This window comes from Micromonospora sp. A202, assembly GCF_006715105.1.
In the GTDB taxonomy this organism is placed as follows: Bacteria; Actinomycetota; Actinomycetes; order Mycobacteriales; family Micromonosporaceae; genus Micromonospora; species Micromonospora zamorensis.
This window is the reverse complement of the sequence record NZ_VFMP01000001.1, coordinates 480,121-504,339: the sequence shown is the minus strand read 5'-3', so window position 1 is coordinate 504,339 and position 24,219 is coordinate 480,121. Positions and strand designations below refer to the sequence as shown.

The window sequence follows — 24,219 nt, the reverse complement described above, 5'->3', positions numbered from 1 at the left end:
CAGGGCCTCAGGAGACGGCGTAGGGCGCGCGCCGACGTAGGGCCGTCGGCGAGCAGGGTGGTGCTCCCGGTGGCGGCCTGAGCCACCACCGGGGTGCGGCGTCCCGATCAGGCCGGGGCGACGGCGCGCGTACGGCGCATGGTGAGCACGTACTCGACCAGCGAGATCAGCACGTGCTTCGTCGACTCCCGGTTACGGGCGTCGCAGGCCACCACCGGCACGTCGCTCGAGATCGCCAAGGCGTCCCGAACGTCCTGCGGGTCGTGGTACTGCATCCCGTCGAAGCAGTTGATCGCCACCAGGTACGGGAGGCGTCGGTGCTCGAAGAAGTCGATCGCCGCGAAGCAGTCGGCCAGCCGGCGAGTGTCCACCAGCACGACCGCGCCGATCGCACCCCGAACCAGTTCGTCCCACATGAACCAGAATCGAGTCTGACCCGGCGTACCGAACAGGTACAGGATCAGGTCACGGTCGATCGAGATCCGGCCGAAGTCCATGGCCACCGTGGTCGTCGTCTTGCCCGGCACCTGCCGGGTATCGTCGACGCCCACGCCAGCGGAGGTCATGATGGCCTCGGTGGTCAGCGGCGTGATCTCCGAGACCGAGCCGACCAGCGTCGTCTTACCGACGCCGAATCCACCGGCGATAACGATCTTCGCCGACGTCACGCGGCCGCTCGGGTTCGGCGGGCGGTGCGACATGTCAGAGCCTGCGAAGTCCACTCAGCACCCTCTCCAGCAGTTCAGTGCCCACCGCGTCGTCGGAGTCGTCCAGGATGGTCGGCTCGTGGACCGCGACCAGGCCGTCCGTCGCCATGTCGGCGATGAGCACCCGGGCCACACCGAGCGGGAGCTGCAGCCGCGCCGCGATCTCCGCGAGCGATTGCACGCGTCCGTCACACAGCGCGGCGATGTACTGGTGTTCGCGGCCACCACCGTTGCCACTGGCAGCGGTGCGGCCGCGCACCGTCGTCTCGACGAGCGCCTCCAGCGCGATGTCGAGCCGGGGACGGGTACGGCCACGGGTCACGGCGTATGGACGGACCAACGCTCCGGTCGGTTCGTCACGATCGGCCATCTCGCCGCTCACCTCCTTCGTACCCGTTACCGGCTCCCACCGGTGAAGCCCGTCGTTGTCGTTGTTGCGTTGGTGCCGACCTCACGGTCGGCGGCGAGGCGTCAGCCCAGCATGCCCGCAGCCGCACGCGGCTGCGGAGTCAGTGCGTCGCCCACCCGGTCGACCAGCAGCGCCATCTCGTAGCCGACCTGGCCCACGTCAGAGCTGCGGGCGGCCAGCACGGCGAAGGACGACCCATCCGAGATGGACATCAGGAACAGGAAGCCATTGTCCATCTCCACGACGGTCTGCAACACCGCGCCTCCCTCGAAGCAGCGGGCTGCCCCCTGGGTCAGGCTGACCAGACCCGAGGAGATCGCGGCGAGCTGGTCGGCCCGGTCGCGCGGCAGGTCCCGTGACGACGCCAGGAGAAGGCCGTCGGCCGAGACGGCGACCGCATGAGCGACACCGGGCACCCGGTCGGCGAAGTTGGCCAGCAGCCAACCAAGATCCTGCGTAGTTGTCATCCTTCTTGCTCCTTCTGCCCGCTCCCGGCCACCGGGCCTGAGCCAGACTGCGAGGATTGCCCTCCCGGAGTCGCCTCCGGGCTGGTCGGGGTGTCCGAGGTGCTACGCCCTCGCTGCACGCCCCGGTGGTAGGCGGAGAGCAGGCCACGGACCGCCTCCGGGGAGCGCCGCTGGACCGAGGTGGTGGGCTTCTCCACGGCGCCCGGCACCAGCTGCGCCATCGGCTTGCGTTTCGGCAGGCCGGTCGTGGTGGTCTCGCTCACCGGCACCGCGCCGGCCGCCGCCGAGGCAGCACGCCAGCCGTCGTCGGCAGCGGTCTGCCAGCCGTTGGTCTTCGGTTGGGGCCGGCGGTTCGGCAGGCTCTCAGCGAGGCTCGGGCGACCGCCCTCGTTTGCTGTGGAGCCGTTGTCCCGCGGCGCTCCTCCGGCCGTCGGAGTGTCTGCCATCGGTGTGTTACCTGTCGTCCCGGGTGGTGTCTTGTGGACTGCCCGACCGGTGGCCTCGACCGTAGCGAACTGCTGGGTCGCGGAGTCGCCGTTCGTCGCCGGCTGCGCGCCGGGTCCCGCTTCCTCCGAACCCGGACGGCGGGTACGGAACCAAGCCGACTCGAGCTCCCGGAAGATCGGCAGCTCCATCGTCTCGTCCGCGTAGCGCTGGCGGTTCTGCGCCTGCGGTTGCTGCGGTGCCGGCCGATTCTGCGGGGCCGGCCGATTCTGCGGGGCCGGAGCCGGAGCAGGAGCCGAGGGCCGAGTCGGAGGCTGGGCTGCTGCGGCCGGCTGTTCGCCGGGTCGCGGCACCCGCGGCAGCTCCGTCGTCATGTCCAGGGCAGCGGCGAGCCGCTCGGGCACCGGCGGCGCCGAAGCGTCGCGGTCGGCACCCGGCACCGGCGGCCAGGCCGGCGGCGCGGGGGTGCTGGGCGCCTGCGCGGGCGGGGCCGACCGGGGGGCGAACCCGGCGAACGACTGGCTGGAGGCGGGCGGCACCGAGTAGGGCTGACCCGAATACGGCTGGCCGGACGCCGGCGACGCCGACACGGGCGACGCGGACACCGGCGGACCGGCGTACGGCTGCCCGGAGGCCGGGGCCGCAGAGACCGGCGGGCCACCGTACGGGGCACCCGAGTAGGGCTGCCCGGAGTACGGCTGGCCGGAGGCCGGCGAGGCGGAGACCGGCGCGCCGGAGTAGGGCTGCGCGGAGACCGGCGGCGCCGAGTACGGGTGTGCCTCGGGGCTGCTCGGCAGCTGCCGTGGAATCGACGGCTGCTGGCCGGAGGTCGGGCTGTCGTCCCCGGCGCGACGCTGCGGCAGCGGGTCGATCGGCTGGCCGTTGGCGGTCCGCGGGGTGAACCCGTCACCACCGTTGACGCCGTTCGTCCCGGCCGCGCCGGTCAGGTCGGACCAGGCCGGCATCGAGCGGTAGCCACCGGAGTTGGCGGGGGTGCCGGCACCGTTGCGCGAGGCGGGCTCGAACGGCCGCCCGCCGAGGGTGACCTGGTTGCCGGACTCGCTCGGACGAGGGCCGTTGCCCAGCGCCGGCAGGGCGCCGAAGGCCGGTGCGGGCCCGTTCTGCTGGGGGCCACCGGCTGCGGGCAGGGCCGGGGGCTGCTGCACCCGACCGGAGAGCGCCCGGGGCACCAGCACCGAGGTGGGCAGGGTCACGTCCGCGACGGTGCCACGGTCGGAGCCGGGGCGCAGCTCCACCCGGACGCCGTGCCGGGACGCCAGTCGGGCGACCACGACCAGGCCCATCATCCGGGAGACGGCGACGTCCACCTGCGGCGGCGTCGCGAGCCGCTCGTTGAGGTCGTGCAACTGCTCGGCGCTGATGCCGATGCCGCGGTCCTCGACGTAGAGCGAGGAGCGGTCGCCGACCCGACGGGCCTCGACCATCACCTGCGAGTCGGGCGGAGAGAACGCGGTGGCGTTGTCGAACAGCTCGGCGACGAGGTGCACCAGGTCGTTGACCGCGTGCGCGGCGACCTCGATGTCGCGGTCGATGACGCCGAACTCGATCCGGGTGTAGTGCTCGACCTCGGACTGCGCGGCCCGCAGCACGTCGATGAGCGCGGCCGGCTCACGTTGCACACGGGTGGAGTCGGCACCGGCGAGCACCAGCAGGTTCTCGTCGTTGCGGCGCATCCGGGTGGCCAGGTGGTCGAGCTGGAACAGCTCGGCCAGCCGGTCCGGGTCCTCCTCGCCGCGCTCCAGCCGGTCGAGGTGCCCGATGAGGCGGTCGACCAGGATCTGTGAACGGCGGGCCAGGTTGACGAACATGGTCGCGACGGAGGCGCGCAGTGCCGCCTGCTCGGCGGCCGTACGGACGGCTTCCAGGTGGACGGCGTTGAACGCCTCGGTCACCTGGCCGAATTCGTCCCGGCTGCGGACCGGTAGTGGCTCGGCGATCTGGTTGGCCAGCTGCACCGGGGAGAGCTGCCCGACGACCTGCGGGTCACGCAGTCGGGCAACCGCCTGGGGTAGGCCGTACTGGGCGACGGAGAGCGCACCCTGCCGCAGCTCACGAAGTGAACGGGCCATGGAGCGGGCGACCAGGTACGCGAAGAGGATGGCCAGCAACAGCATGCTGAGCAGCAGGCCGGTCTCCAGGAAGACCTGGCGCTGCACGTCCGAGCGGAGACTGTTGGCCTCGTCGACCACTTCGCCGTCGAGCTTGATCTCGACGTTGCGGATCAGCTTGGCGTTGGCCGTCATGGCGGCTTCCCACTGGTCCGGCCCGAACGGCGCGTTGCGCATGTCGCCGGTGGTGTTGCCGTCGATCCAGCCGGTGTAGTTCTGTGCCTCCCGGCGGTCGCCGCCCGCGACCGTCTGGTCGTGGAACTTCGCGTCGTCCGGGGTGGCGACGGCCTTGAAGCTCTGCAGGGCCTGCTGCTGGCCGGTGTCACTGGCGACGTAGTCCCTGCGCAGCGCCGGGGTGAGGCGCTGTCCGCCCTTCACGCCCAGCGCGCGGTGCACAACGACCCGGCGTACGGCGAGGAACTCCTTTTCCCGGGCGACTGCCGCGGCGGCGCGCATCCGGTCGCTGAGTTGGTTGTCACCGGCGAGCTGCGTGGACGAGTCGCGGATGGCGAGCAGGTCGCTGATCAGACCCTCGTACTGCTGCACGGTCTCGGTGAGCGCGAGCTTGCCGTTGAACACCTGGCTGCGGATGCCCGACAGGTCCTGCAGGTTCTGGTCGATGCTGTCGAGCAGACCTTCCAGGCTGCCCGGCAGGTCCTCGATCTCGGCACGCTGCTGCCGGTAGGGGGACGTCTCACGGTCCACCCGGGAGGTCACCCGGTTGTAGGCCTCCTGGTACTGCGCCGTCGGCTGCGTCCCGTCCGCCCCCAGCAGCAGCACGGCGGCGGTCCGCTCGTCCTGCAGACTGTCGACCAGGCTGCCTGAATAGCTCGACAGGTTGGCCAGGTCGCCGGCTCGGTTGGCATTGTTGAGCGTCTCCACGTGGTCGACAAGACCACTGGTGCCCACCACGACCGTGGCGATGGTCGGCACGATCATGATGAGACCGAGCTTGGACCAGATCGGCATGTCCCGGAGCCGGCTGGCCGGCCGGCGCAGCCGCGACAGGAAGGAGCCCGCCGTCTTTGGCCGTTTGCTCACAACACCGCCCTCGCGATTACAGCTTCAACGCGTTGCCCCGGGCAACGCCCAGCGACCGACCCGGCGGGTCGGACCCCCGAGATTCCATCACGCCGGTCGACAAGAAGAAAGCCCAGGTTGTCACCGGCCGGAGGTGTGATGAGATGTTGATGCGATTTGATAGCAGTCCGTCTGGCCGGAGTAACTGAAGGTAATGGAACATCCGCACCGTGTTGTCCTGCTCGCCGGTCCTTCCGGCTCCGGAAAGTCGTACATAGCGCAGCAAACCGGTTTACCGGTGCTCTGTCTGGACGACTTCTACAAAGACGGCGATGACCCTACGTTGCCGCGACGAAACGGCCAGGTGGATTGGGAATCGCCGCAGTCCTGGGATGCCCCCACCGCTGTGGAAATCATTGCCCGACTTGCTCGGGAAGGCCGCGCCGATGTGCCGGTTTATGCGATCGGCGCAGACCGAAGGGTGGCCACCCGGACATTTGATGTCGCCGGATCGCCACTTTTCGTGGCCGAAGGGATCTTCGCCGCCGAGATCGTCGAGGAATGCCGTCGCCGCGGGCTGCTCGCCGGGGCGTACGCGCTGCGCCGTCCGCGCGGGGCGACCTTCCTGCGCCGGCTCGCCCGGGACCTGTCCGAGCAGCGCAAGGCCCCCCGGGTGCTGGTCCGGCGCGGCGTGGCGCTACTCCGGGCCGAGCCCGCGATCCTGCGTCGGCAGACCGGGTTGGGTGCGGAGGGGGCCCGCGCCAGGGAGGTGCTGCGCCGGGTGGCCGGCCTGCTCGCCGGCTACCCGCACGGTTGATGGTCAGGTCAGCACGGCTGACCGTCAGGCCATCAGCTTGGCGTACGCCGGCTTGATCACCTCGTCGATGATCCGCAGTCGCTCGTCGAACGGGATGAAGGCGCTCTTCATCGCGTTGATGGTGAACCACTGCAGCTCTTTCCAGCCGTAGCCGAACGTCTCCACCAGCAGCGACATCTCCCGTGACATGCAGGTGCCGCTCATCAGCCGGTTGTCGGTGTTGACTGTGGCGCGGAAGCGCAGGTCGCGCAGCAGACCGATCGGGTGGTCCGCGATGGAGGCCACCGCGCCGGTCTGCACGTTCGACGACGGGCACAGCTCCAGGGGGATCCGCTTGTCCCGGACGTACGCGGCCAGCCGGCCCAGCGTGCCGTCCGGGCCGATGTCGTCGACGATCCGCACCCCGTGGCCGAGCCGGTCCGCTCCGCACCACTGGATCGCCTGCCAGATCGACGGCAGACCGAACGCCTCACCGGCGTGGATGGTGAAGTGGAAGTTCTCCCGTTGCAGGTACTCGAAGGCGTCCAGGTGGCGGGTGGGCGGGAAGCCCGCCTCGGCGCCGGCGATGTCGAAGCCGACCACCCCGGCGTCCCGGTGGCGCACGGCCAGCTCGGCGATCTCCTGGGAGCGGGCGGCGTGCCGCATCGCCGTGAGCAGGGTGCCCACCCGGATGCTCAGGCCCGCCTCGACGGCCTGGGCGGTGCCCTCGGCGAACCCGGCCAGCACCGCCTCGACCACCTCGTCCAGGCTGAGATCCTGCTCCAGGTGCTGCTCGGGGGCGAAACGCACCTCGGCGTAGACCACCCCGTCGGCGGCCAGGTCCAGGGCACACTCGCGGGCGACCCGCCGCAGCGCCGGCGCGGTCTGCATGACCGCCACGGTGTGCGCGAACGTTTCGAGGTAGCGCTCCAGGGAGCCGGAGTCGGCCGCGGCCGCGAACCAGCGCCCGAGCGCGTCGGGATCGGTGGCGGGCAACTCGTGGCCCACCTCCGCGGCCAGGTCGACGATCGTCGCCGGCCGCAGCCCGCCGTCGAGGTGATCGTGCAGCAGGGCCTTCGGAACCTTGACGATGTCCTCATACCGGATAGTTGCGACCATGCTCAGACCCTAGTCAGCGCCCTGGGCGGACCGGGACAGGGCCGCCCGGGTGTCACGGCCTCCGATCCGGCGCACGTCTAAACTGAGCGGATGGAGTGCGCCTGACGTGGACCCCCGCATCCTCGACCGGCTGCGCTGCCCGGTCTGCGGCGAGTCTCTGGGGCAGGCCACCGACACGAGCGCGCTGCGCTGCCCACGCCGGCACAGCTTCGACATCGCGCGCCAGGGCTACGTCAACCTGCTCACCGGTCGTGCACCGCACGTCGGTGACACCCCCGAAATGGTCGCGGCCCGCGCGGACTTCCAGGCCGCCGGGCACTACGACGTCATCTCGGCCGCTCTCGCCGCCGCCGCGACGGAGGCCGTGGCCCGGCTCGAACCGCCAGCGCCCGACGTCGGGGCGTACCCCCTGGTGGTGGATGCCGGCGCCGGCACCGGCCGGTACCTCGGCGCGGTGCTGGCGGCGTTGCCGGACGCCGTGGGTCTGGCCCTGGACGTGTCCAAGCCGGCGCTGCGCCGCGCGGCCCGCGCGCATCCCCGGGCCGCCGCGGCTCTCGCCGACACCTGGCAGCGGCTGCCCGTGGCGGACGCCTCGACGGCCGTGCTGCTGAACGTCTTCGCCCCGCGCAACGGCGCGGAGTTCCACCGGGTGCTCGACCCGGCCGGGACGCTGCTGGTGGTCACGCCCGACACCGACCATCTCGCCGAGTTGGTGGATGCCCTCGACCTGCTGCGGGTGGACCCGGACAAGGCGGACCGGGTGACCGGCAGCCTGGGCGGGCACTTCACCCCGGTCAGTTCGGCGGTGCACCGGGCGGAGCTGGCCCTGACCCGCCGGGAGGCCGCCAGCCTGGTCGGGATGGGCCCGAGCGCCTGGCACACCGACCCGGGCGCTCTCGCCGACCGGCTGGCCGCCCTGCCCGAGCCGGTCCGGGTGACCGTCGCGGTCCGGGTGGACGCGTACCGACCCCGCTGACCTCAGGTGGAGAGGTCGACCTCTTCCCAGCCGGGGGGCTCGTCGTGGTACGGCCCGCGCAGGATCACCGCCCACTCCAGGGCCCAGCGCCGCTGCCCGATCGCGTTCGCGTCGACCAGGCCCGGGGCCCTCCGACCGTCGCGCTCGGTCTCCAGGTACGCCCAGTCCAGGCAGTAGTGCAGGTCGAGCAGCGCGGCCGCGTCGGCCGGGTGCTGCGGTGCCGTGAGGATCCGGGAGCGCCAGTGCGGGAAGCTCTCCCCCTCGGCGATGTGCGGGAGCCGCTCGACCAGCCGCTCGTCCACGGCCAGAGTGGGGTCGAGCTGCTTGCTCAGCCCGAGCACCCAGGCCAGCGCGAACAGCGCGTCGTGGTGCAGCACGAACGAACGGTGGTCACCCTTGCCGCCCATCACGAACTGCCATTCCGGCGGGGTGACCATCTCGACCAGGTGTGAGCCGAGCAGCCAGCTCATCGCCGCCTGCGGGGGCATCCCGAAGCAGCGGGCCAGGATCAGGTGCAGCACCGCGATCCGCGCCTCGATCTCCGCCGTGGGGCGCAGCTCGATCCGGTCGCCCGGCTCCCAGACGAGGGGAAACTGGGCCGGCGGCAACGGCAGGCCGAGCCGGGACAACTCGTCCAGACTCGCCTCGCGCACCTCACGTGGGTCCGGGGCAGCAACGGTCACGGCGGATCTTCCTGTCTGCTCGCGCCGGCGCAAGGCCGGTTGTCCCCCCTTGGCCTGCGACAATAGCGCTCCCAGGTGACCGGCACCACGCCGCCCCGACCCGCGCTCGATCAGCCGATGCGTTCGATGACCAGCGGCGTCGTCGCGGGGGCGGTCGGCGCGATCCGTACCGCGTCGGCGGCCTCGGCCAACGCCGCCGGGATCCGCGTCGCGTCCTCGGCGCGCAACTCGTAGAGGGCGTCACCGGCCCGCACCGCGTCACCCGGCCGCTTGTGCAGGACCACACCGGCCGGCACGCTGACCGGGTCCTCCTTGCGGGCCCGACCTGCGCCGAGCCGCCACGCCGCAACCCCCATGGCGTACGCGTCGACGGCCGCGACGTGTCCGTCCCGCTCGGCGCGGACGACCTCGACCTCGCGGGCCTCGGGCATCGGCGCGTCCGGGTCGCCGCCCTGCGCCCGGATCATCGCCCGCCAGGAGTCCATCGCCCGGCCGTCGCGCAACGCCGCCGCCGGGTCGGCGTCCGGCAGGCCCGCGGCGTCGAGCATCTCCCGGGCCAGGGCGAGGGTCAGCTCCACCACGTCGGCCGGGCCGCCACCGGCCAGCACCTCGACCGACTCGGTCACCTCGACGGCGTTGCCGATCGCCAGTCCGAGCGGTGTGGACATGTCGGTGAGCAGGGCGACCGTCCGGACGCCGTGCGCACCGCCCAACTCGACCATGGTGCGCGCCAGCTCGCGGGCCTGGTCGACGGACTTCATGAAGGCGCCCGAGCCGACCTTGACGTCGAGGACCAGCGCGCCGGTGCCCTCGGCGATCTTCTTGCTCATGATCGAGCTGGCGATCAGCGGGATGGCCTCCACGGTGCCGGTCACGTCGCGCAGCGCGTACAGCTTGCGGTCGGCGGGAGCGAGCCCGGTGCCGGCCGCGCAGATGACCGCGCCGACCTCGTCCAGCTGGGTGATGAACTCGTCGTTGCTCACAGTGGCCCGCCAGCCCGGGATGGACTCCAGCTTGTCCAGCGTGCCGCCCGTGTGCCCGAGACCTCGGCCGCTCAACTGCGGTACGGCAGCGCCGCACGCCGCCACCAGCGGGGTGAGCGGCAGAGTGATCTTGTCGCCGACGCCGCCGGTGGAGTGCTTGTCGACAGTCGGTCGGCGTACCGCCGAAAGGTCCAGCCGCTCACCGCTGGCGATCATCGCGGCGGTCCACCGGGCGATCTCCGGCCCGGTCATGCCGTTGAGCAGGATCGCCATGGCCAGCGCGGACATCTGCTCGTCGGCGACAACCCCCCGGGTGTACGCGTCGACCACCCAGTCGATCTGCGCGTCCGACAGCACCCCGCCATCCCGCTTGACCCGAATAACGTCAACAGCAGCAAAAGCACTCATCAAGAAAATCTTTCCTAGTCGAATGGTGAAACCGACCCGCGGACCGCACGCACCGAGGGATTGGGCCGACCGTGCCCGGCGGAGGGATCAAGCCTGACCGCCCGGAGCCGGGCACGGTCGGCCCAATCCCCAAAGCTCAACTCCAGCGAACCGGGATCTCCATCGGCGGCTCACCCTCACCAGCCCAGAAGATCGTCCCGGTGGCGTCCACCACGACCACCCGGGGCGTCCGGGCCAGACCCCAGGTGATCGCCTCGGCCGGGTCGTCCCAGCTAGACGCCTCCTCCAACACCCCGGTCTCGGCGCCCGCGTCGTCGCCGGCCGACCGCTCCCAGTACGCCGTCCAGACCTGCTGGCCGGCGGACATGTCCGGGTGCACGAAGACGGTGCCGCGCCCGCGCCAGGCGGCCAGTCGCTCCGGGACCACCGGCACCGGCGTCTCCCCGGTGACGGCCTCCAGGTCCTCCACACCGAAGGCGTGTGGCAGCAGCTCGGCCATCCGCAGCGGGCGGGTCCTGCTCTCGATCAGGCACTCCGGCCCGCCGTGCTCCCAGAGCAGTTGCCGACAGCGCCCGCACGGCATCAGCGGCTCACCCGTGGCGTCGACGCAGGAGAGCGCGACGAGTCGCCCGCCGCCGGTGGCGTGCAGGCTGGAGACCACGCCGCACTCGGCGCAGAGCGTCACACCGTACGCGGCGTTCTCCACGTTGCAACCGACCACGATGCGGCCGTCGTCGACCAGCGCGGCCGCGCCGACCGGGAACGTCGAGTACGGCGCGTACGCGTGCCGCATCGCCTCGATGGCGGCAGCGCGCAACCGTGCCCAGTCAATGTCGGTCATGCCGCCATTCTGCCCAAGCGGCCCAGCTCAGCAGCCGTCAGGGTCCTGCCACCCCCGAAAAGCGTGCCGACCCGCCTGCCCCTTCGATCATGCAGTTGTGATGGGCGGCAGGTGAAGCTTCGCCACTTTTGTCAGGCACCACAACTGCATGATCGACAGAAGCGGTGGCCTGTCAGCCCTTGATGTACGGCTTGCCGTCGGCGGCCGGTGCGCGGACCCGGCCGACCAGCCCGGCGACCGCCAGGATGGTGGCCAGGTAGGGCAGCATGGCCAGGAACTGACTGGGGATCGAGCTGCTGATCGCGCCCAGGTAGGTGGCGAGCTGGTCGGCGAAACCGAAGAAGAGCGCGGCGAGCAGCGCACCGGTCGGGTTCCACCGGCCGAAGATCAGCGCGGCCAGTGCGATGAAGCCCTTGCCGCCGATCATGTTCTTGGTGAACGAGTAGAGCGCCAGCGTGTAGGACGCGCCGCCGATGCCTGCGACGACGCCGGCCAGCAGCACGTTGCGGTAGCGGACCCGCAGCACCTTGACGCCGAGCGTGTCGGCGGCGATGGGGTGCTCACCGACCGAGCGGGTACGCAGACCCCACCGGGTGCGGAAGAGCCCGATGTGGATCACGAGCACCAGCAGCAGCCCGAGGTAGAGGAAGATGTTGCCGCGGAACAGCGCCGGCCCGAGCACCGGGATGTCCTTGAGAAGCGGGATCTCCCAGTTGCTGAAGCGGGGCGCGCTGTTGTATTTCGCCGCGTCGGTCTGCATCAGCCGCTCGTAGAGGAAGCCGGTGACGCCGACCGCCAGCAGGTTCAGCACGATGCCCATGACGACCTGGTCGACCAGGTAGCGGATGGCGAAGACGGCCAGCAGCAGCGAGATGAACGCGCCGCCGAGGGCTGCGGCGACCAGACCCACCCAGACGCTGCCGGAGATGCTGCCGAAGAGCGCGCCGCTGAAGGCACCCATCAGCAGCTGGCCCTCGATGGCCACGTTGACCACACCGGAGCGTTCGCAGAGCACCCCGGCGAGCGCGCCGAAGATCAGCGGCAGGGCCAGGATGAACGTGCCCCGGATGATGTTGACCAGGGGCATGAAGTTCTGCCCGGCCGGCGCGGCGGAGACCTGCCAACAGAGGAACGAGAGCACGAAGCCCACCAGCCCGATGCCGAGTACGGTGATGAACCACCGCTTCGGCACCCCGGCGAGCAGCGCCGCGCCGGCGGCGATCGCGATGATCCCGAACAGGATCGCCCCGATCGTGCCGTTGATCTTCAGTGCGGCACCGGCCGCGTCGTCGCTGAGCGTGAACCGGGCCTGCTGGTTGGTGGCGAGCGCGCCGAAGAGCACCGCGGCCAGCAGGCCGAGCCCCAGCAGCGTGAGGCCGACCTTGCGGCTACGGGTCCAGAAGCCCTCGTCGACCGGGGCGACCGCGATGTCGGGGACAGCCATGGTGGACATGAGTTACCAGCCCTTCGCCAGGCTCGTCTGCAACCGGGCCGCGCGCGCGGCCCGGAGCTGGAAGATCGCCTTCACCAGGGCCGGCGCGGCGATGAAGATGACGATCAGCGCCTGGAGCACGGTCACCAGCTCCAGCGAGATCCCGGAGTACGACTGCATCCGGTTGCCGCCGGCCTGCAACGCACCGAACAGCAACGCGGCCAGCAGCACTCCCCAGGGCTTCACCCGCCCGAGCAGCGCGACCAGGATGCCGTCGAAGCCGATCTGCGCGACCACCAGCGGGGTCAACGCGCTGGCGGTCGAGCCCAGCACCATGTTCGAGCCACCAAGGCCCGCCAGGATGCCGGCGAAAACCATGATCAGGATGTACGTCCGCGTGACGCTGATGCCGGCGGTACGGGCGGCGTCCGGGTTGGCGCCGACCGCCCGCAGCTCGAAGCCGAGCGTCGAACGGTTGAGCAGCCAGGCGACCGCCCAGGTGGCCAGCACGGCGAGCAGGATGCCGGCGTGCACCCGCAGGTTGTCGCCCAGCAGTCGGGGCAGTTGGGCGGAGGTGTCCACCGCCTTGCTGATCGCGTCGGTGCGGTTCGGGTCCTGCACACCGTTCTGCACGATCAACCAGGTGAGGAAGTACGTGGCGACGTAGTTGAGCATGATCGTGTTGATCACCTCGTGCGCGCCGGCCCGGGCCTTGAGGATGCCGGGGATGAAACCCCAGATCGCTCCGCCCAGCGCGCCGGCGAGCACCGCCACCAGCAGGTGCAGGCCGGGCGGCAGGGGCAGCAGGAAGCCGGCCAGGGCCGCCATGATCACGCCGATGGTGGCCTGACCCTGGGCGCCGATGTTGAACAGGCCGCCGCGGAAGGCCAGCGCCACCGACAGACCGGTGAAGACCAGCGGCGCGGCGTAGGTGAGCGTCTCGGAGATCGGCGCGAGAACGGCCTGCCAGCTACCGGTGCCGTTCACCCAGCCGGAGAACGCCTCGGGGTCGAAGACCGAGCCCTTGAACAGGTTCGCGTACGCCTCGCTGACCAGCGTCCAGCTGGAGTTGATCGCGTCGGACGGGCGGGAGGTGATGTACGAGTACGTGGACAGCACCGCCGGATCAGAAACGATCATCAGCACCGCGCCGACCACGATCGCCAGCACCAGCGACAGCAGGGTCACCGTGAAGGTGTTGGCCGCCCAGAGGTTGTCCATGAACAACCGGCCCAGACTCGGCTTCTGCTCCGGCTCCGGCTTGGACGCCGGGCCGCCCGGCTCGGTCGCCACCTCGGCCCGTTCGGTGTTGCCGAGCGCGTTCTGCGCGGCCTGCGCCTCGCTCGCCGGCTCCTTGTCTGGCGAGCCGGACTGCGGGGTTGGGGGGTTGGTCATGCCTCGTCCTCGCTCGCGGAACCCGGGCCGCTCGCCGGGCTCCCGTCGGTGGCCGGCCCGTCGCTGGGCACGGCGTCCGTGTTGCGCTCGTGTGCCGCGTCCGGGCTGATGCCGGCCATGAGCAGGCCGATCTCCTCACGCGGGGTGTCCGGGCCGACGATGCCGATGATGCGACCGCGGTACATGACCGCGATCCGGTCGGCCAGCCCGATCACCTCGTCGAGCTCGCTGGAGACCACCATGACGGCGGTGCCGATGTCCCGCTCGCGGATGATCTGGCTGTGGATGAACTCGATCGACCCGACGTCGACGCCACGGGTCGGCTGGGCCGCGATGAAGAGCTTCAGTGGCCGGGACAGCTCCCGGGCGACGATCACCTTCTGCTGGTTGCCGCCGGAGAGGGTGCCCACCGACGCGTCGGCCGATGACGTGCGGACGTCGAACTGCTCGATCCGCTCCTTCGCCGACGCCGCTATCGCGTCCGGCTTGAGCGCGAGCCCGGCAGCGAACGGCGGCCGGTCGTAGATGTCCAGCACCAGGTTCTCCGCGACGCTGAACTCCTTGACCAGGCCGTCCACGCTGCGGTCCTCGGGCACGTAGCCGACGCCCGCGCGGAGCACCTTCTTGGGCTTCCAGCCGTCGATCCGGTCGCCGACCAGGCTGACCGTGCCGGCGAGCACCGGCCGCAGGCCCATGATCGCCTCGATCAGCTCGGTCTGACCGTTGCCCTGTACGCCCGCCACGCCGAGCACCTCGCCCGCGCGCACGGTCAGGTCAACCCCGTCCACCGCGCGGATCTGCCGGTCGTCGTCGACGACCAGCCCGGTCACCTCCAGCACCGGCTCACCGGGAGTGGCCGGGCCCTTGTCCACGGTGAGTCGGACGTTGCGCCCGACCATCATCGCGGCCAGCTCGTCGCGACTGGCGTCCGGCGAGGCGGTGCCCACGGTCTTGCCGCGTCGGATCACCGTGATCCGGTCGGCGATGGCCTTGACCTCGCCCAGTTTGTGGGTGATGAAGACGATCGACTTGCCGGCCGCCTTGAGCGACCGCATGACCGTCAGCAGTTCCTCGGTCTCCTGCGGGGTGAGCACGGCGGTCGGCTCGTCCAGGATGAGCAGGTCGACGTCGCGCGTGAGCGCCTTGACGATCTCGACTCGCTGCTGGATGCCGACCGGCAGGTCCTCGACCACCGCGTCCGGGTCGACCCGCAGGTTGTAGCGCTCGGACACCTCGGTGACCTCGCGCCGGGCACGTCGGCGGTCCAGGAAACCGGCGATGCCGCCCCGGACCTGTTCGGCGCCGAGCATGATGTTTTCGGCGACGGTGAAGACCGGCACCAGCATGAAGTGCTGGTGCACCATGCCGATCCCGGCACCGATCGCGTCGGACGGGCCCTTCAGCTTCAACGGCTTGCCGTCGACCAGGATCTCGCCCTCGTCGGGCTGGTAGAGCCCGTAGAGCACGTTCATCAGGGTCGACTTGCCCGCGCCGTTCTCGCCGAGCAGGGCATGAATCTCTCCAGGCTCCACCGTCAGGTCGATGTGGTCGTTGGCGACCAGATCACCGAACCGCTTGGTGATGCCGCGCAGTTCGAGTCTCAGCGCAACCTCCTGGAGTGCGAGCGATGGTGCAGCCTAGCTGCCGTCAACCTGGCCGGAGCGGCCCGGTTGACGTGGTGCGCGATCGGCCGCTCCGACCCCACGGTCACCCGCAGGGCCGAAGCGGCCGATCGGTCGTACCTGTCCCCCGCCGACCTCCCCGATGATCTCACCGGAGGAGCCGGGCGGTTGTCACTTGGTCGGCTGGGCCTTCGAGGTGACGGTGATGGTGCCGGCGGCGATGTCCGCCTTGATCTTGTCGACCTCGGCCTTCAGCTCGGCCGGAACCTTGCTGTCGAAGTCGTGGTACGGGGCGATCGAGACGCCGGTGTTGGCCAGGGTGCCCACGAAGCCCGGGTTGGCCTGCAGCTTCTCGCCACCGGCGGCCTTGAGCACGGCCTCCTTGACGGCCTCCGGGATGTTCTTGACCACCGTGGTGATGATGGCCGAGCAGTCCGGGGTGCTCTCGCAGCCGTCGACGTCCACCCAGATGGTGCTGTACTTGCCACCCGAGGCCTTGGCCGCGGCGGTGGTGCCGAGGCCTGCGCCACCGGCGACCGGCATGATGATGTCCGCACCCTGGGCGACCAGCGCGTCGGAGACCTTCTTGCCCTCGTCCTGCTTGGCGAAGTCGTTGGTGAAGGAGCCCTTCTGGGTCTCCTTGTTCCAACCCAGCGCCTGGACGTTCTTGCCCTTGGTCTTGTTGTAGTACGCCACGCCGTCGACGAAGCCATCCATGAAGATGGTCACCGGCGGGATCGGCAGGCCGCCGTACGCGCCCACCTTGCCGGACTTGCTCATCCCGGCGGCCAGGTAACCGGCCTGGAACGCGGCCTGCGCGGTGTCGAACTGCATCGGGTAGACGTTGGCGTCACCCGGGTTGGCGTCGACGATGCCGAACGCCTGGTTCGGGTTGGCCTTGGCGATCTTCGAGGTGGCGTTGGCCATCAGACCACCGACCGCCAGGATGAAGTCGCACTTCTGGTTGACGTACTGCGTCAGATTCGGCTCGTAGTCGGCCTCGGCCTTCGACGCCACGAACTTGGTCTCGATGTTGCTGTTGGCGGCCTTGGCCTCCTCGAGACCCTTCCAGGCCGAGGTGTTGAACGACTTGTCGTCGATGCCACCGACGTCGGTCACCATGCAGGCGCTGAACTTCTTGCCGCCACTGCCGGCGTTGTTGTCATCATCGGGGGCCTCGCCACAAGCGGCGGCGGTGAGCACAAGCCCACCTGCCGCGACGATCGAGGCGATCCGCATCCCACGCACCGAGCGCAAGACGTCTCCTTCCCATTGCACACCGCGCCTAGTGCGGTGGCAGCCCATCAGCCGACCTGCGGTGTGCCGCCGGCTGTCCCACGTTACGGACGGGAGCGTACGCCCGCGCCCACCCACCGGCCGACAATCGTGCACGACTGTTGAGCGCCTGTTACCCGGGTGTAACCCTTGCGTGGGGCACGTCACTCTTTGTGCTGGTAAGCAAGCGACGTGCCATCCGAAACGTCCGTTTTCCCGGGGGCGGCCCCTCCCCGGACGTTACCGCCAAAAGACCGCGACCGCCGCGTTGACCAGGGTCAGGCCGACGATCGCCAGGAAATGACCCCGGTTCACCGCGTCCCGCTTCCGGGAGAAGAAGACCATGACAAAGATCAGCAGCGCGATCACCAACTTTGTCACAAGCTTCGCGGGCGCCGGCTCGTCCCCGTCGCGCAGCGGGGCGGACAGGCCGAGCCCGGTCAACAACTGGATCACCGCCCCCCAGAGCATGGCCGGGTTGATCCGAAGCCGTCCGCTGATGTATTGGGCGATCGATCCGCCGAGCAGCAGGGCGAAGCCGATCAGATGGACGTAGAGGAGGATTAGTCGCAGCGCTTCCACGCCGCCCATCCTCTCCCATCAACGACGGTTTGTAGTAGGGGGTCTGGCGGTCGGCGCGTCGACTCCGGCCGCGGCACGGTCAGCCCTTGACCGCGCCGGCGGTCAGGCCGGAGACGATGTAGCGCTGGAGAAGCTGGAAGACCAGCACGGTGGGGATGGCGGTGAGCAGGGTGCCGGCCGCGAAGATCCCGAAGTTGTTGTTGCTCTGGTTGCCCTGCACCAGGCCGTACATCCCGACTGCGAGGGTCTTGGAGTCGCTGCTGGTGAGGAACACGTTGGCCATCAGGAACTCGTTGATGGTGCCGATGAAGGCCAACAGCCCGGCCACCGCCAGGATCGGCGCCACCAGCGGCAGCATGATCCGGAAGAAGACCTGGGCGTGCGACGCGCCGTCCATGGTCGCCGACTCGTCCAGCTCGCGCGGCAGCGTGTCGAAGAAGCCCTTCATCAGCCAGGTGTTCACCCCGAGCGCCCCACCCAGGTAGAGCAGCAGCAGGCCCCACGGGGTGTTGAAGCCGATCGACGGCCACAGGTCGGTGATCGTGCCGAAGATCAGGTAGATCGCCACGATCGCCAGGAACTGCGGGAACATCTGGATCAGCAGTAGTGAGAGCAGCCCGACCCGGCGGCCGCGGAACCGCATCCGCGAGAAGGCGTACGCGGCCAGCGCGGACAGGAACACCGACGCGAACGACGCCACCCCGGCGATCAGCAACGAGTTGAGGAACCACCGTCCGAAGGCGGTGCGATCGAACAGCTCGCCGAAGTTGTCCAGCGACACCCCGCCGGTGGGCACCAGCTCGGTGGTGGACAGCGTGCCGAGCGGGTTGAGCGCGGCGGACAGCACGAACAGGATCGGGAACAGGCTGAACAGCACGGCGAGCACGGCGACGACGTGCCGCCAGCCGACCTCGGCCAACCAGCGGCCACGCCGCCGACCGGTCCGGATGTGGTTGACCGTTGTCACCCGTACACCTCCTCCTGCTTGCGGGTCCGGCGGAAGCTGATCGCGGAGACCACCGCGACGATGGCGAAGATGAACAGCGAGATCGCGGCGGCGAAGCCGAACTGCGCGCCCTGCCCGCCGAAGGCGAGCCGGTAGGTGTACGTGATCAGCAGGTCGGTCGCGCCGTTGGCAGGGTTGTCGGCCGGGAAGGGCGCACCCTCGGTGGTCAGGTAGATCGCGTTGAAGTTGTTGAAGTTGAACGCGAACGACGAGATCAGCAGCGGCGACAGGGCGACCAGGAGCAGCGGCAGGGTGACCGCGCGGAAGGACTGCCAGGGCGACGCCCCGTCGACCGAGGTGGCCTCGGTGAGCTCACGCGGGATGGCCTGCAAGGCACCGGTGGCGACCAGGAACATGTACGGGTAGCCGAGCCAGAGCTGCACGAGGATGACGGCGAAACGGGCCGTCCACTCCTGACCGAACCAGTCCACGTCCAGGCCGAACAGACTGTTGATCAGGCCGAAGTCGGCGTTGAACATGTCCCGCCAGGCGAGCAGCATCGCGAACGACGGCATGGCGTACGGCAGGACCAGCAGCACCCGGTAGAAGTTGGTGCCGCGCATCCGGGGCGAGTGCAGGACGAGCGCGATCAGCGTGCCGAGCACGAACGTCCCACCGGTGGAGCCGATGGCGAAGGCGAAGTTCCAGACCAGGGTGCCGAGGAACGGCCCGGAGATGTTCTCGTCGGTGAGCACCCGGGTGAAGTTGTTCAGCCCAACGTTGACCTTCCAGCCCTGGGCCAGCCGCTCGCCGTCGGCGGCGACGAAGGCGCCCGCCTCCTCGTCGGCGGTCCAGGTCCGCCCGGTCTCGGTGTCCCGTACGCAGTCGCAGCCAGCCTCGTACGCCCGCACCGCCTTGCCCTCGTACGCCCGGGACAGGCCGCTGGAGCGCACCGCGCCACCGGCGGTCGGGACCACCAGGTCGGTGATCTCCTTGCTGCGGGCGCTGGCCTGGCCGAAGGTCAGCACTGTGTAGCCGTCGGCGGCGGTGACCTTGCCGCCGGTGGCGACCGTGACGTCGGCGGCGTCGAGTTGGCGGAGCCCTCCGGTGTCGCCGACGGAGACCGCGCCGGTGCCGGGGTCGGTGACCAGGAAGACCAGCGGACCGGTGGCCGGGTCGCCCTTGGTGGCGATCGACAGGGCGTATTCGGCGGACCCCGGCACCTGGGTGACCGACGAGGTCTGGATCGCGACGACCGCCTCGTCCTTGCTGCCCCGGTGCCCGTCCCCGAAGTTCGTGAAGGCGGTGCTGGCGGTGTAGAGCACCGGGAAGACCTGGAAGGCGATCAGGAACAGGGTGCCCGGGACCAGGTACTTGGCCGGGACGTGCCGGCGGGTGAGGTACAGGTAGAACAGCCCGACCGTGGACGCCGCCAGCAGGGCGAGGCCGGTCCACATCTCGGCGGCGATGAGCGGGAAGGCCGCCCAGACCGCGATGCCGGCGGTCAGACCGAGCAGGAGCACCTTGCCGGCGAGCCCGGCCACTGTGATCGGGGCGTCGTCGCGCGAGCGCGAGGCACGTGGGCGCGGGGGTGGGGAGCCGGCGGGCTCCCGGCCCGGAGTCCGCGTGGCGGACTCCGGGCCGGACAGCGGCGTACTCATTACTTGATCTGGCCGGAAATGGTCTTGCCGGCGGTGGTGATGGTGCTGGTCGGGTCGGCCCCGCCGATGACGGCGGCCTGGGCCTTGCCGAACGGGTCCCAGATCGCGGCCATCGCCGGGATGGCCGGGAGGACCTGACCGTTCTTACCGGCCTCCTGGAACTTGGCCAGATCCGGGTCGTTGCCCTTGACCTGGTCGAGGGCGGCGGTCAGCGCCGGCGGCCGGGGCTCGGCGTTGTAGAGCGCGACGGCCAGCTCGGGTGTGGTGGTGTAGTTGGCCACGAACTCCTGGGCCAGCGCCTTGTTCTTGCCCTTGGCGGCCACGTAGAACGCCTGCACACCCACGAACGGCTGGGCCTCCTTGCCGCCGGCGAAGCCGGGGATGGCCGAGATGTCGTAGGAGATGTTGGCCTTCTTGACGTCGGCCACCGCCCACGGGCCGGAGACCAGGTACGCGCACTTCTTGCCGGTGAACGTGGAGATCGAGTTGGTGTCCGAGATGGAGCGCTTGAGCACACCCTCGCCCTTCTCGCCCAGCGCGCCGATCTTCTTGAAGGCCTCGATCGACTCGGGCTTGCCCACGCCCAGGTCCTTCGGGTCGTAGTCCCCGTTGGCCGCGGTGCCGAAGAGGTAACCGCCGGCGGAGCTGTAGAGCGGGTAGATGTGGTACGCGTCGCCGTTCTGGCCGACCTGGAGGCAGAGCGTCTCGGTGGCCTTCTTCGCCGCCTTGAGCTTCTTGCCGGAGGCGACCAGGTCCTCGATGGTCTTCGGCGCCTCGGGGGCCAACTCGGTGTTGCGGATCAGCGCCAGGTTCTCCTGCGCGTACGGCACGCCGTAGAGCTGCCCGTTGAAGGTGACGGCCTTGACGGCGGTCTCGTTGAACGCGCTCTTCTGCTCGGCGGCGAGCTGCACGGGGTCGATGGCGCCGTTCTGCACGAGGTTGCCGATCCAGTCGTGCGCGCCGACCACCACGTCCGGGCCACTGCCCTGCTGGGAGGCGGTGACGAAGTTGGTCTGCAGGTCCTTGCTGACTGCCTGGACCTCGACGGTGACGCCGTTCTCCTGACCGAACTTCTCGGCGAACGGCTTGAGTGCGGCGGTGCGCTTGTCGTCCGCCCAGATCACCAGTTTGCCGCCGGCGGCCTTGGGGGTTTCCTTCGCGGCCGGCTCGTCGCTGTCGCCGCCACAGCCGGAGGCGGCGAGCGCCAGGGCGAAGAGGGCGACCACACCCGCGGTACGGATGCGCATCGGTACTCCTGTCGTCATGGCGGGTCCGCCGGGGGAAGGGCGGCCCGCCAGTGGGAACCTCTGGAAGTTCTTGCCATCCGGCGCAGAGGTGCTGCGCCGCTGCTCTCGCATGTTGCGGGCACGTTAGCAAGAGGTTGCAAGTAATGGAAGCGCTTGCAAAGGACCCCGCAAGAACTTGCCGGTGGGCTAAAGTGCCGCCATGCGCGCTCGACTGTCCGACATCGCCCAGCAGGCCGAAGTGAGCGAGGCCACGGTGTCGCGGGTGCTCAATGACCGCCCCGGCGTGGCCCCGGAGACCCGGCAGGCCGTCCTGACCGCCCTCGACGTGCTCGGCTACGAGCGCCCGGCCCGACTGCGCAAACGCAGCGCCGGGCTGGTCGGCCTGGTGGTGCCGGAGCTGGACAACCCGATCTTCCCCGCCTTCGCCCAGGTCATCGAGTCGACCCTGGCACAGAGCGGTTTCACGCCGGTGCTCTGCACCCAGAGCGCCGGCGGGGTGACCGAGGACGAGTACGTGGAGATGCTGCTGGACCGGCAGGTCTCCGGGATCGCCTTCGTCTCCGGCCTGCACGCCGACACCGCCGCAAACCACGACCGCTACCGGGCACTGCTCGCCCGACCGTTGCCGGTCGTGATGATCAACGGGTACGTGCCGGGCATCGGCGCCCCCTTCGTCTCCTGCGACGACCGGGAGGCGGCCGAGCTGGCCGTCGCCCACCTGGTCGCGCTCGGGCACCGGCGGATCGGTCTGATCACCGGCCCGGACCGGTTCGTTCCCGTGCAGCGCAAGGTGGCCGGTTGGCGCTCGGCGATGACGCGCCTGGCCGGTGTCGCCGAATCGGATCTGGGCCCCCTGGCCGAGCTGTCGTTGTTCGGTGTGGAGGGTGGCGAGGCGGCGGCCGGTCGACTGCTCGACCGCGGTGTAACCGGCGTCGTCTGCGGCTCCGACCTGATGGCTCTCGGAGCGGTCCGGGCGGCCCGCCAACGTGGCCTCAGCGTGCCCGGCGATCTCTCCGTGGTCGGCTACGACGACTCACCGCTGATGGCCTTCACCGACCCGCCGCTGACCACCATGCGGCAGCCGGTCATCGCGATGGCGGTCGCCGCCGTCCGTGCCCTGGTCGACGAGATCAACGGGCACGGCGCCCCGCACTCGGAGTACCTGTTCCGGCCGGAGCTGGTGGTGCGCGGCTCCACCGCAGTCGTTTCGACTTCCGCGCGGTTGTCTTACGCAAGATCTGCTTGACTCTTGCAGCGGCGGGCCGGCATATTGCTCGGATGATCAGCACCACCACCCCGCCGCACGCCACCGAGGACGACTGGTGGCGCTCCGCGGTCGTCTACCAGGTGTACGTCCGCAGCTTCACCGACAGTGACGGCGACGGCGTCGGTGACCTCCAGGGCATCCGGCAACGCCTGCCGTACCTGCGCGACCTCGGGGTGGACGCGCTCTGGCTGACCCCGTTCTACACCTCCCCGATGATCGACGGCGGGTACGACGTCGCCGACTACCGTGACGTCGACCCGATGTTCGGCACCCTCGCCGACTTCGACGCGATGATCACCGACGCGCACGCCCTCGACCTGCGGATCATCGTCGACCTGGTGCCCAACCACACCTCCAGCGCGCACCGCTGGTTCACCGCCGCCCTCGCCGCCCGCCCCGGCTCGCCGGAGCGGGCCCGCTACCTCTTCGCCGACGGCCAGGGCCCGCACGGCGAGCTGCCCCCGAACGACTGGGAGAGCATCTTCGGCGGCGCGGCCTGGACCCGGACCGCCGACGGTCAGTGGTACCTGCACCTGTTCGACCCGGCCCAACCGGACCTGAACTGGCGCCACCCGGAGGTCCGCGCCGAGTTCGAGGACGTGCTGCGGTTCTGGCTGGACCGGGGCGTGGATGGGTTCCGCGTCGACGTGGCACACGGCATGATCAAGGCGGACGGGCTGCCGGACGTCGGCTTCAGCACGATGACCACCGGCCAGCGCCAGGTCGAACTGCTCGGAAAGGGCCGCCTGCCCTACTTCGACCAGGACGAGGTGCACGAGATCTACCGTGCCTGGCGGCCCATCCTGGACAGCTACCCCGGCGGTCGGATGGCGGTCGCCGAGGCGTGGGCCGAGACCCCGCAACGGCTCGCCCGCTACGTCGGCCCGGACGAGCTGCACCAGGCGTTCAGCTTCGACTTCCTCGACGCCACCTGGACGGCCGACTCGTTCCGCAAGGTGATCGACACCGCGTTGACCGAGTCGACGGTGGTCGGCGCACCGACCACCTGGGTGCTCTCCAACCATGACAAGCAGCGACACGTCACCCGCTACGGCGACGGCGTCGAGGGGTTGCGCCGAGCCCGCGCCGCCAGCCTGCTGATGCTCGCCCTGCCCGGCAGCGCCTACCTCTACCAGGGTGAGGAACTGGGCCTGCCCGAGGTCCTCGACCTTCCCGACGAGCTGCGCCAGGACCCCGCGTTCCTGCGCACCGGCGAGAGCCGCGACGGCTGCCGGGTGCCACTCCCGTGGAGCGGCGACCTGGCCCCGTACGGCTTCGGACCGGCCGGCAGCGAGGCGAGCTGGCTGCCCACCCCCGCCACCTGGCGGGCCCTCTCCGTCGACGCGCAGAGCGGCGTACCCGGCTCGACGCTGGAGCTGTACCGGACCGCGCTGCGAATCCGCCGCGACCACCCGGCGCTGGCCGTCGACGCCGGCGAGGTCACCTGGCTGGAGAGCGGGCCGGACATGCTCGCCTTCTCCCGCACCGCCGGCGAAACCGTGCTGACCTGCCTGGTCAACCTCAGCGGCGCGCCGGTCCTGATCGACGGGTACGGTCAGCCGCTCGTCGCCAGCGACACGCTCACCGAGCAGGGCTCCGGTCACCTGCTGCCGGTCGACGCGGCAGCCTGGTTGGAACGGCGCTGAGCGGGTAACTCGTTTTCGACCTGGTCGTCCGTCGTGCCCCGCGCCAACGGGCGACTGGGCTACCAACCCCTTGTGGTGGGGGGTGAGGTGGCGCTGGCGCCACGCGGAGTCCGCTCCGCGTGGCGCCGGTGTCCGTCCGGGCCCGGCGTGTTTACCGCCGCCGC

Annotated in this window: 20 protein-coding genes; 4 read left to right on the top strand and 16 right to left on the bottom strand. The window is 70.3% G+C overall.

Annotated elements, in window-relative coordinates; all coding sequences use genetic code 11:
- Positions 1 to 107 precede the first annotated feature (107 nt).
- From FBZ33_RS02455 to FBZ33_RS02440, 4 genes are all read right to left on the bottom strand, one after another.
- Complete coding sequence (locus FBZ33_RS02455) at positions 108 to 701, bottom strand: ATP/GTP-binding protein (protein WP_007455465.1); 594 nt, start codon at positions 699 to 701, stop codon at positions 108 to 110.
- A 1-nt stretch (position 702) separates the two neighbouring features.
- Positions 703 to 1,077, bottom strand: a complete 375-nt coding sequence (locus FBZ33_RS02450) for a DUF742 domain-containing protein (protein ID WP_088952188.1) — start codon at positions 1,075 to 1,077, stop codon at positions 703 to 705.
- A 101-nt stretch (positions 1,078 to 1,178) separates the two neighbouring features.
- The gene (locus tag FBZ33_RS02445; protein WP_030329023.1) at positions 1,179 to 1,583 is read right to left on the bottom strand and encodes a roadblock/LC7 domain-containing protein; all 405 of its coding nucleotides are present in this window, start codon (positions 1,581 to 1,583) and stop codon (positions 1,179 to 1,181) included.
- Entirely contained in the window at positions 1,580 to 5,197 is a 3,618-nt protein-coding gene (locus FBZ33_RS02440) for a sensor histidine kinase (RefSeq protein WP_141907853.1), read from the bottom strand. The genes FBZ33_RS02445 and FBZ33_RS02440 overlap by 4 nt, the downstream gene beginning before the upstream one ends.
- A 502-nt stretch (positions 5,198 to 5,699) precedes the next feature.
- Between FBZ33_RS02440 and FBZ33_RS33610 the strand changes: the two genes are divergently transcribed.
- Positions 5,700 to 5,993 carry a hypothetical protein gene (locus tag FBZ33_RS33610; protein ID WP_305069503.1) on the top strand — a complete coding sequence of 98 codons (294 nt, stop codon included), beginning with the start codon at positions 5,700 to 5,702 and terminating at the stop codon, positions 5,991 to 5,993.
- 24 nt (positions 5,994 to 6,017) lie between these two features.
- Here the strand turns inward: FBZ33_RS33610 and FBZ33_RS02430 are convergent, their stop codons facing one another.
- Positions 6,018 to 7,091 carry an adenosine deaminase gene (locus FBZ33_RS02430; RefSeq protein WP_141907851.1) on the bottom strand — a complete coding sequence of 358 codons (1,074 nt, stop codon included), beginning with the start codon at positions 7,089 to 7,091 and terminating at the stop codon, positions 6,018 to 6,020.
- Positions 7,092 to 7,197: 106 nt separating this feature from the next.
- Between FBZ33_RS02430 and FBZ33_RS02425 the strand changes: the two genes are divergently transcribed.
- Positions 7,198 to 8,067 (top strand): putative RNA methyltransferase, encoded by an 870-nt coding sequence (locus FBZ33_RS02425; protein ID WP_141907850.1) that lies wholly within the window; start codon positions 7,198 to 7,200, stop codon positions 8,065 to 8,067.
- 2 nt (positions 8,068 to 8,069) lie between these two features.
- On the opposite strand, the gene FBZ33_RS02420 is transcribed toward FBZ33_RS02425, so the two are convergent.
- The 11 genes from FBZ33_RS02420 to FBZ33_RS02370 form a co-directional block, all read right to left on the bottom strand.
- Entirely contained in the window at positions 8,070 to 8,750 is a 681-nt protein-coding gene (locus tag FBZ33_RS02420; RefSeq protein ID WP_088951449.1) for a DUF4272 domain-containing protein, read from the bottom strand.
- Between the two features lie 110 nt (positions 8,751 to 8,860).
- Positions 8,861 to 10,141: a thymidine phosphorylase gene (locus FBZ33_RS02415; protein ID WP_088951448.1), complete on the bottom strand. Its 1,281-nt coding sequence runs from the start codon at positions 10,139 to 10,141 to the stop codon at positions 8,861 to 8,863.
- Between the two features lie 136 nt (positions 10,142 to 10,277).
- On the bottom strand, positions 10,278 to 10,982 hold the full coding sequence (locus FBZ33_RS02410) for a cytidine deaminase (protein ID WP_141907849.1): 705 nt from the start codon (positions 10,980 to 10,982) through the stop codon (positions 10,278 to 10,280).
- Between the two features lie 172 nt (positions 10,983 to 11,154).
- Positions 11,155 to 12,435: an ABC transporter permease gene (locus FBZ33_RS02405; protein WP_099850414.1), complete on the bottom strand. Its 1,281-nt coding sequence runs from the start codon at positions 12,433 to 12,435 to the stop codon at positions 11,155 to 11,157.
- Between the two features lie 3 nt (positions 12,436 to 12,438).
- A complete protein-coding gene (locus FBZ33_RS02400) occupies positions 12,439 to 13,809 on the bottom strand; it encodes an ABC transporter permease (protein WP_088951444.1) in 1,371 nt (456 codons plus the stop codon).
- Positions 13,806 to 15,353, bottom strand: a complete 1,548-nt coding sequence (locus FBZ33_RS02395; protein WP_307871553.1) for an ABC transporter ATP-binding protein — start codon at positions 15,351 to 15,353, stop codon at positions 13,806 to 13,808. Before FBZ33_RS02395 ends, FBZ33_RS02400 begins: the two co-directional genes overlap by 4 nt.
- A gap of 249 nt (positions 15,354 to 15,602) precedes the next feature.
- The gene (locus tag FBZ33_RS02390; RefSeq protein WP_088951443.1) at positions 15,603 to 16,670 is read right to left on the bottom strand and encodes a BMP family protein; all 1,068 of its coding nucleotides are present in this window, start codon (positions 16,668 to 16,670) and stop codon (positions 15,603 to 15,605) included.
- A gap of 276 nt (positions 16,671 to 16,946) precedes the next feature.
- The gene (locus FBZ33_RS02385; RefSeq protein ID WP_099857000.1) at positions 16,947 to 17,288 is read right to left on the bottom strand and encodes a hypothetical protein; all 342 of its coding nucleotides are present in this window, start codon (positions 17,286 to 17,288) and stop codon (positions 16,947 to 16,949) included.
- A gap of 79 nt (positions 17,289 to 17,367) precedes the next feature.
- A complete protein-coding gene (locus tag FBZ33_RS02380; protein WP_088951442.1) occupies positions 17,368 to 18,255 on the bottom strand; it encodes a sugar ABC transporter permease in 888 nt (295 codons plus the stop codon).
- A complete protein-coding gene (locus FBZ33_RS02375) occupies positions 18,252 to 19,895 on the bottom strand; it encodes an ABC transporter permease subunit (RefSeq protein WP_141907848.1) in 1,644 nt (547 codons plus the stop codon). The genes FBZ33_RS02380 and FBZ33_RS02375 overlap by 4 nt, the downstream gene beginning before the upstream one ends.
- The gene (locus tag FBZ33_RS02370; protein WP_141907847.1) at positions 19,895 to 21,142 is read right to left on the bottom strand and encodes a maltose ABC transporter substrate-binding protein; all 1,248 of its coding nucleotides are present in this window, start codon (positions 21,140 to 21,142) and stop codon (positions 19,895 to 19,897) included. Before FBZ33_RS02370 ends, FBZ33_RS02375 begins: the two co-directional genes overlap by 1 nt.
- Positions 21,143 to 21,341: 199 nt before the next feature.
- On the opposite strand from FBZ33_RS02370, the gene FBZ33_RS02365 reads away from it, so the two are divergent.
- Both FBZ33_RS02365 and FBZ33_RS02360 read left to right on the top strand, forming a co-directional pair.
- A complete protein-coding gene (locus FBZ33_RS02365; protein WP_141907846.1) occupies positions 21,342 to 22,388 on the top strand; it encodes a LacI family DNA-binding transcriptional regulator in 1,047 nt (348 codons plus the stop codon).
- Between the two features lie 32 nt (positions 22,389 to 22,420).
- Positions 22,421 to 24,055 carry a glycoside hydrolase family 13 protein gene (locus tag FBZ33_RS02360; RefSeq protein ID WP_141907845.1) on the top strand — a complete coding sequence of 545 codons (1,635 nt, stop codon included), beginning with the start codon at positions 22,421 to 22,423 and terminating at the stop codon, positions 24,053 to 24,055.
- Positions 24,056 to 24,219: the final 164 nt, after the last annotated feature.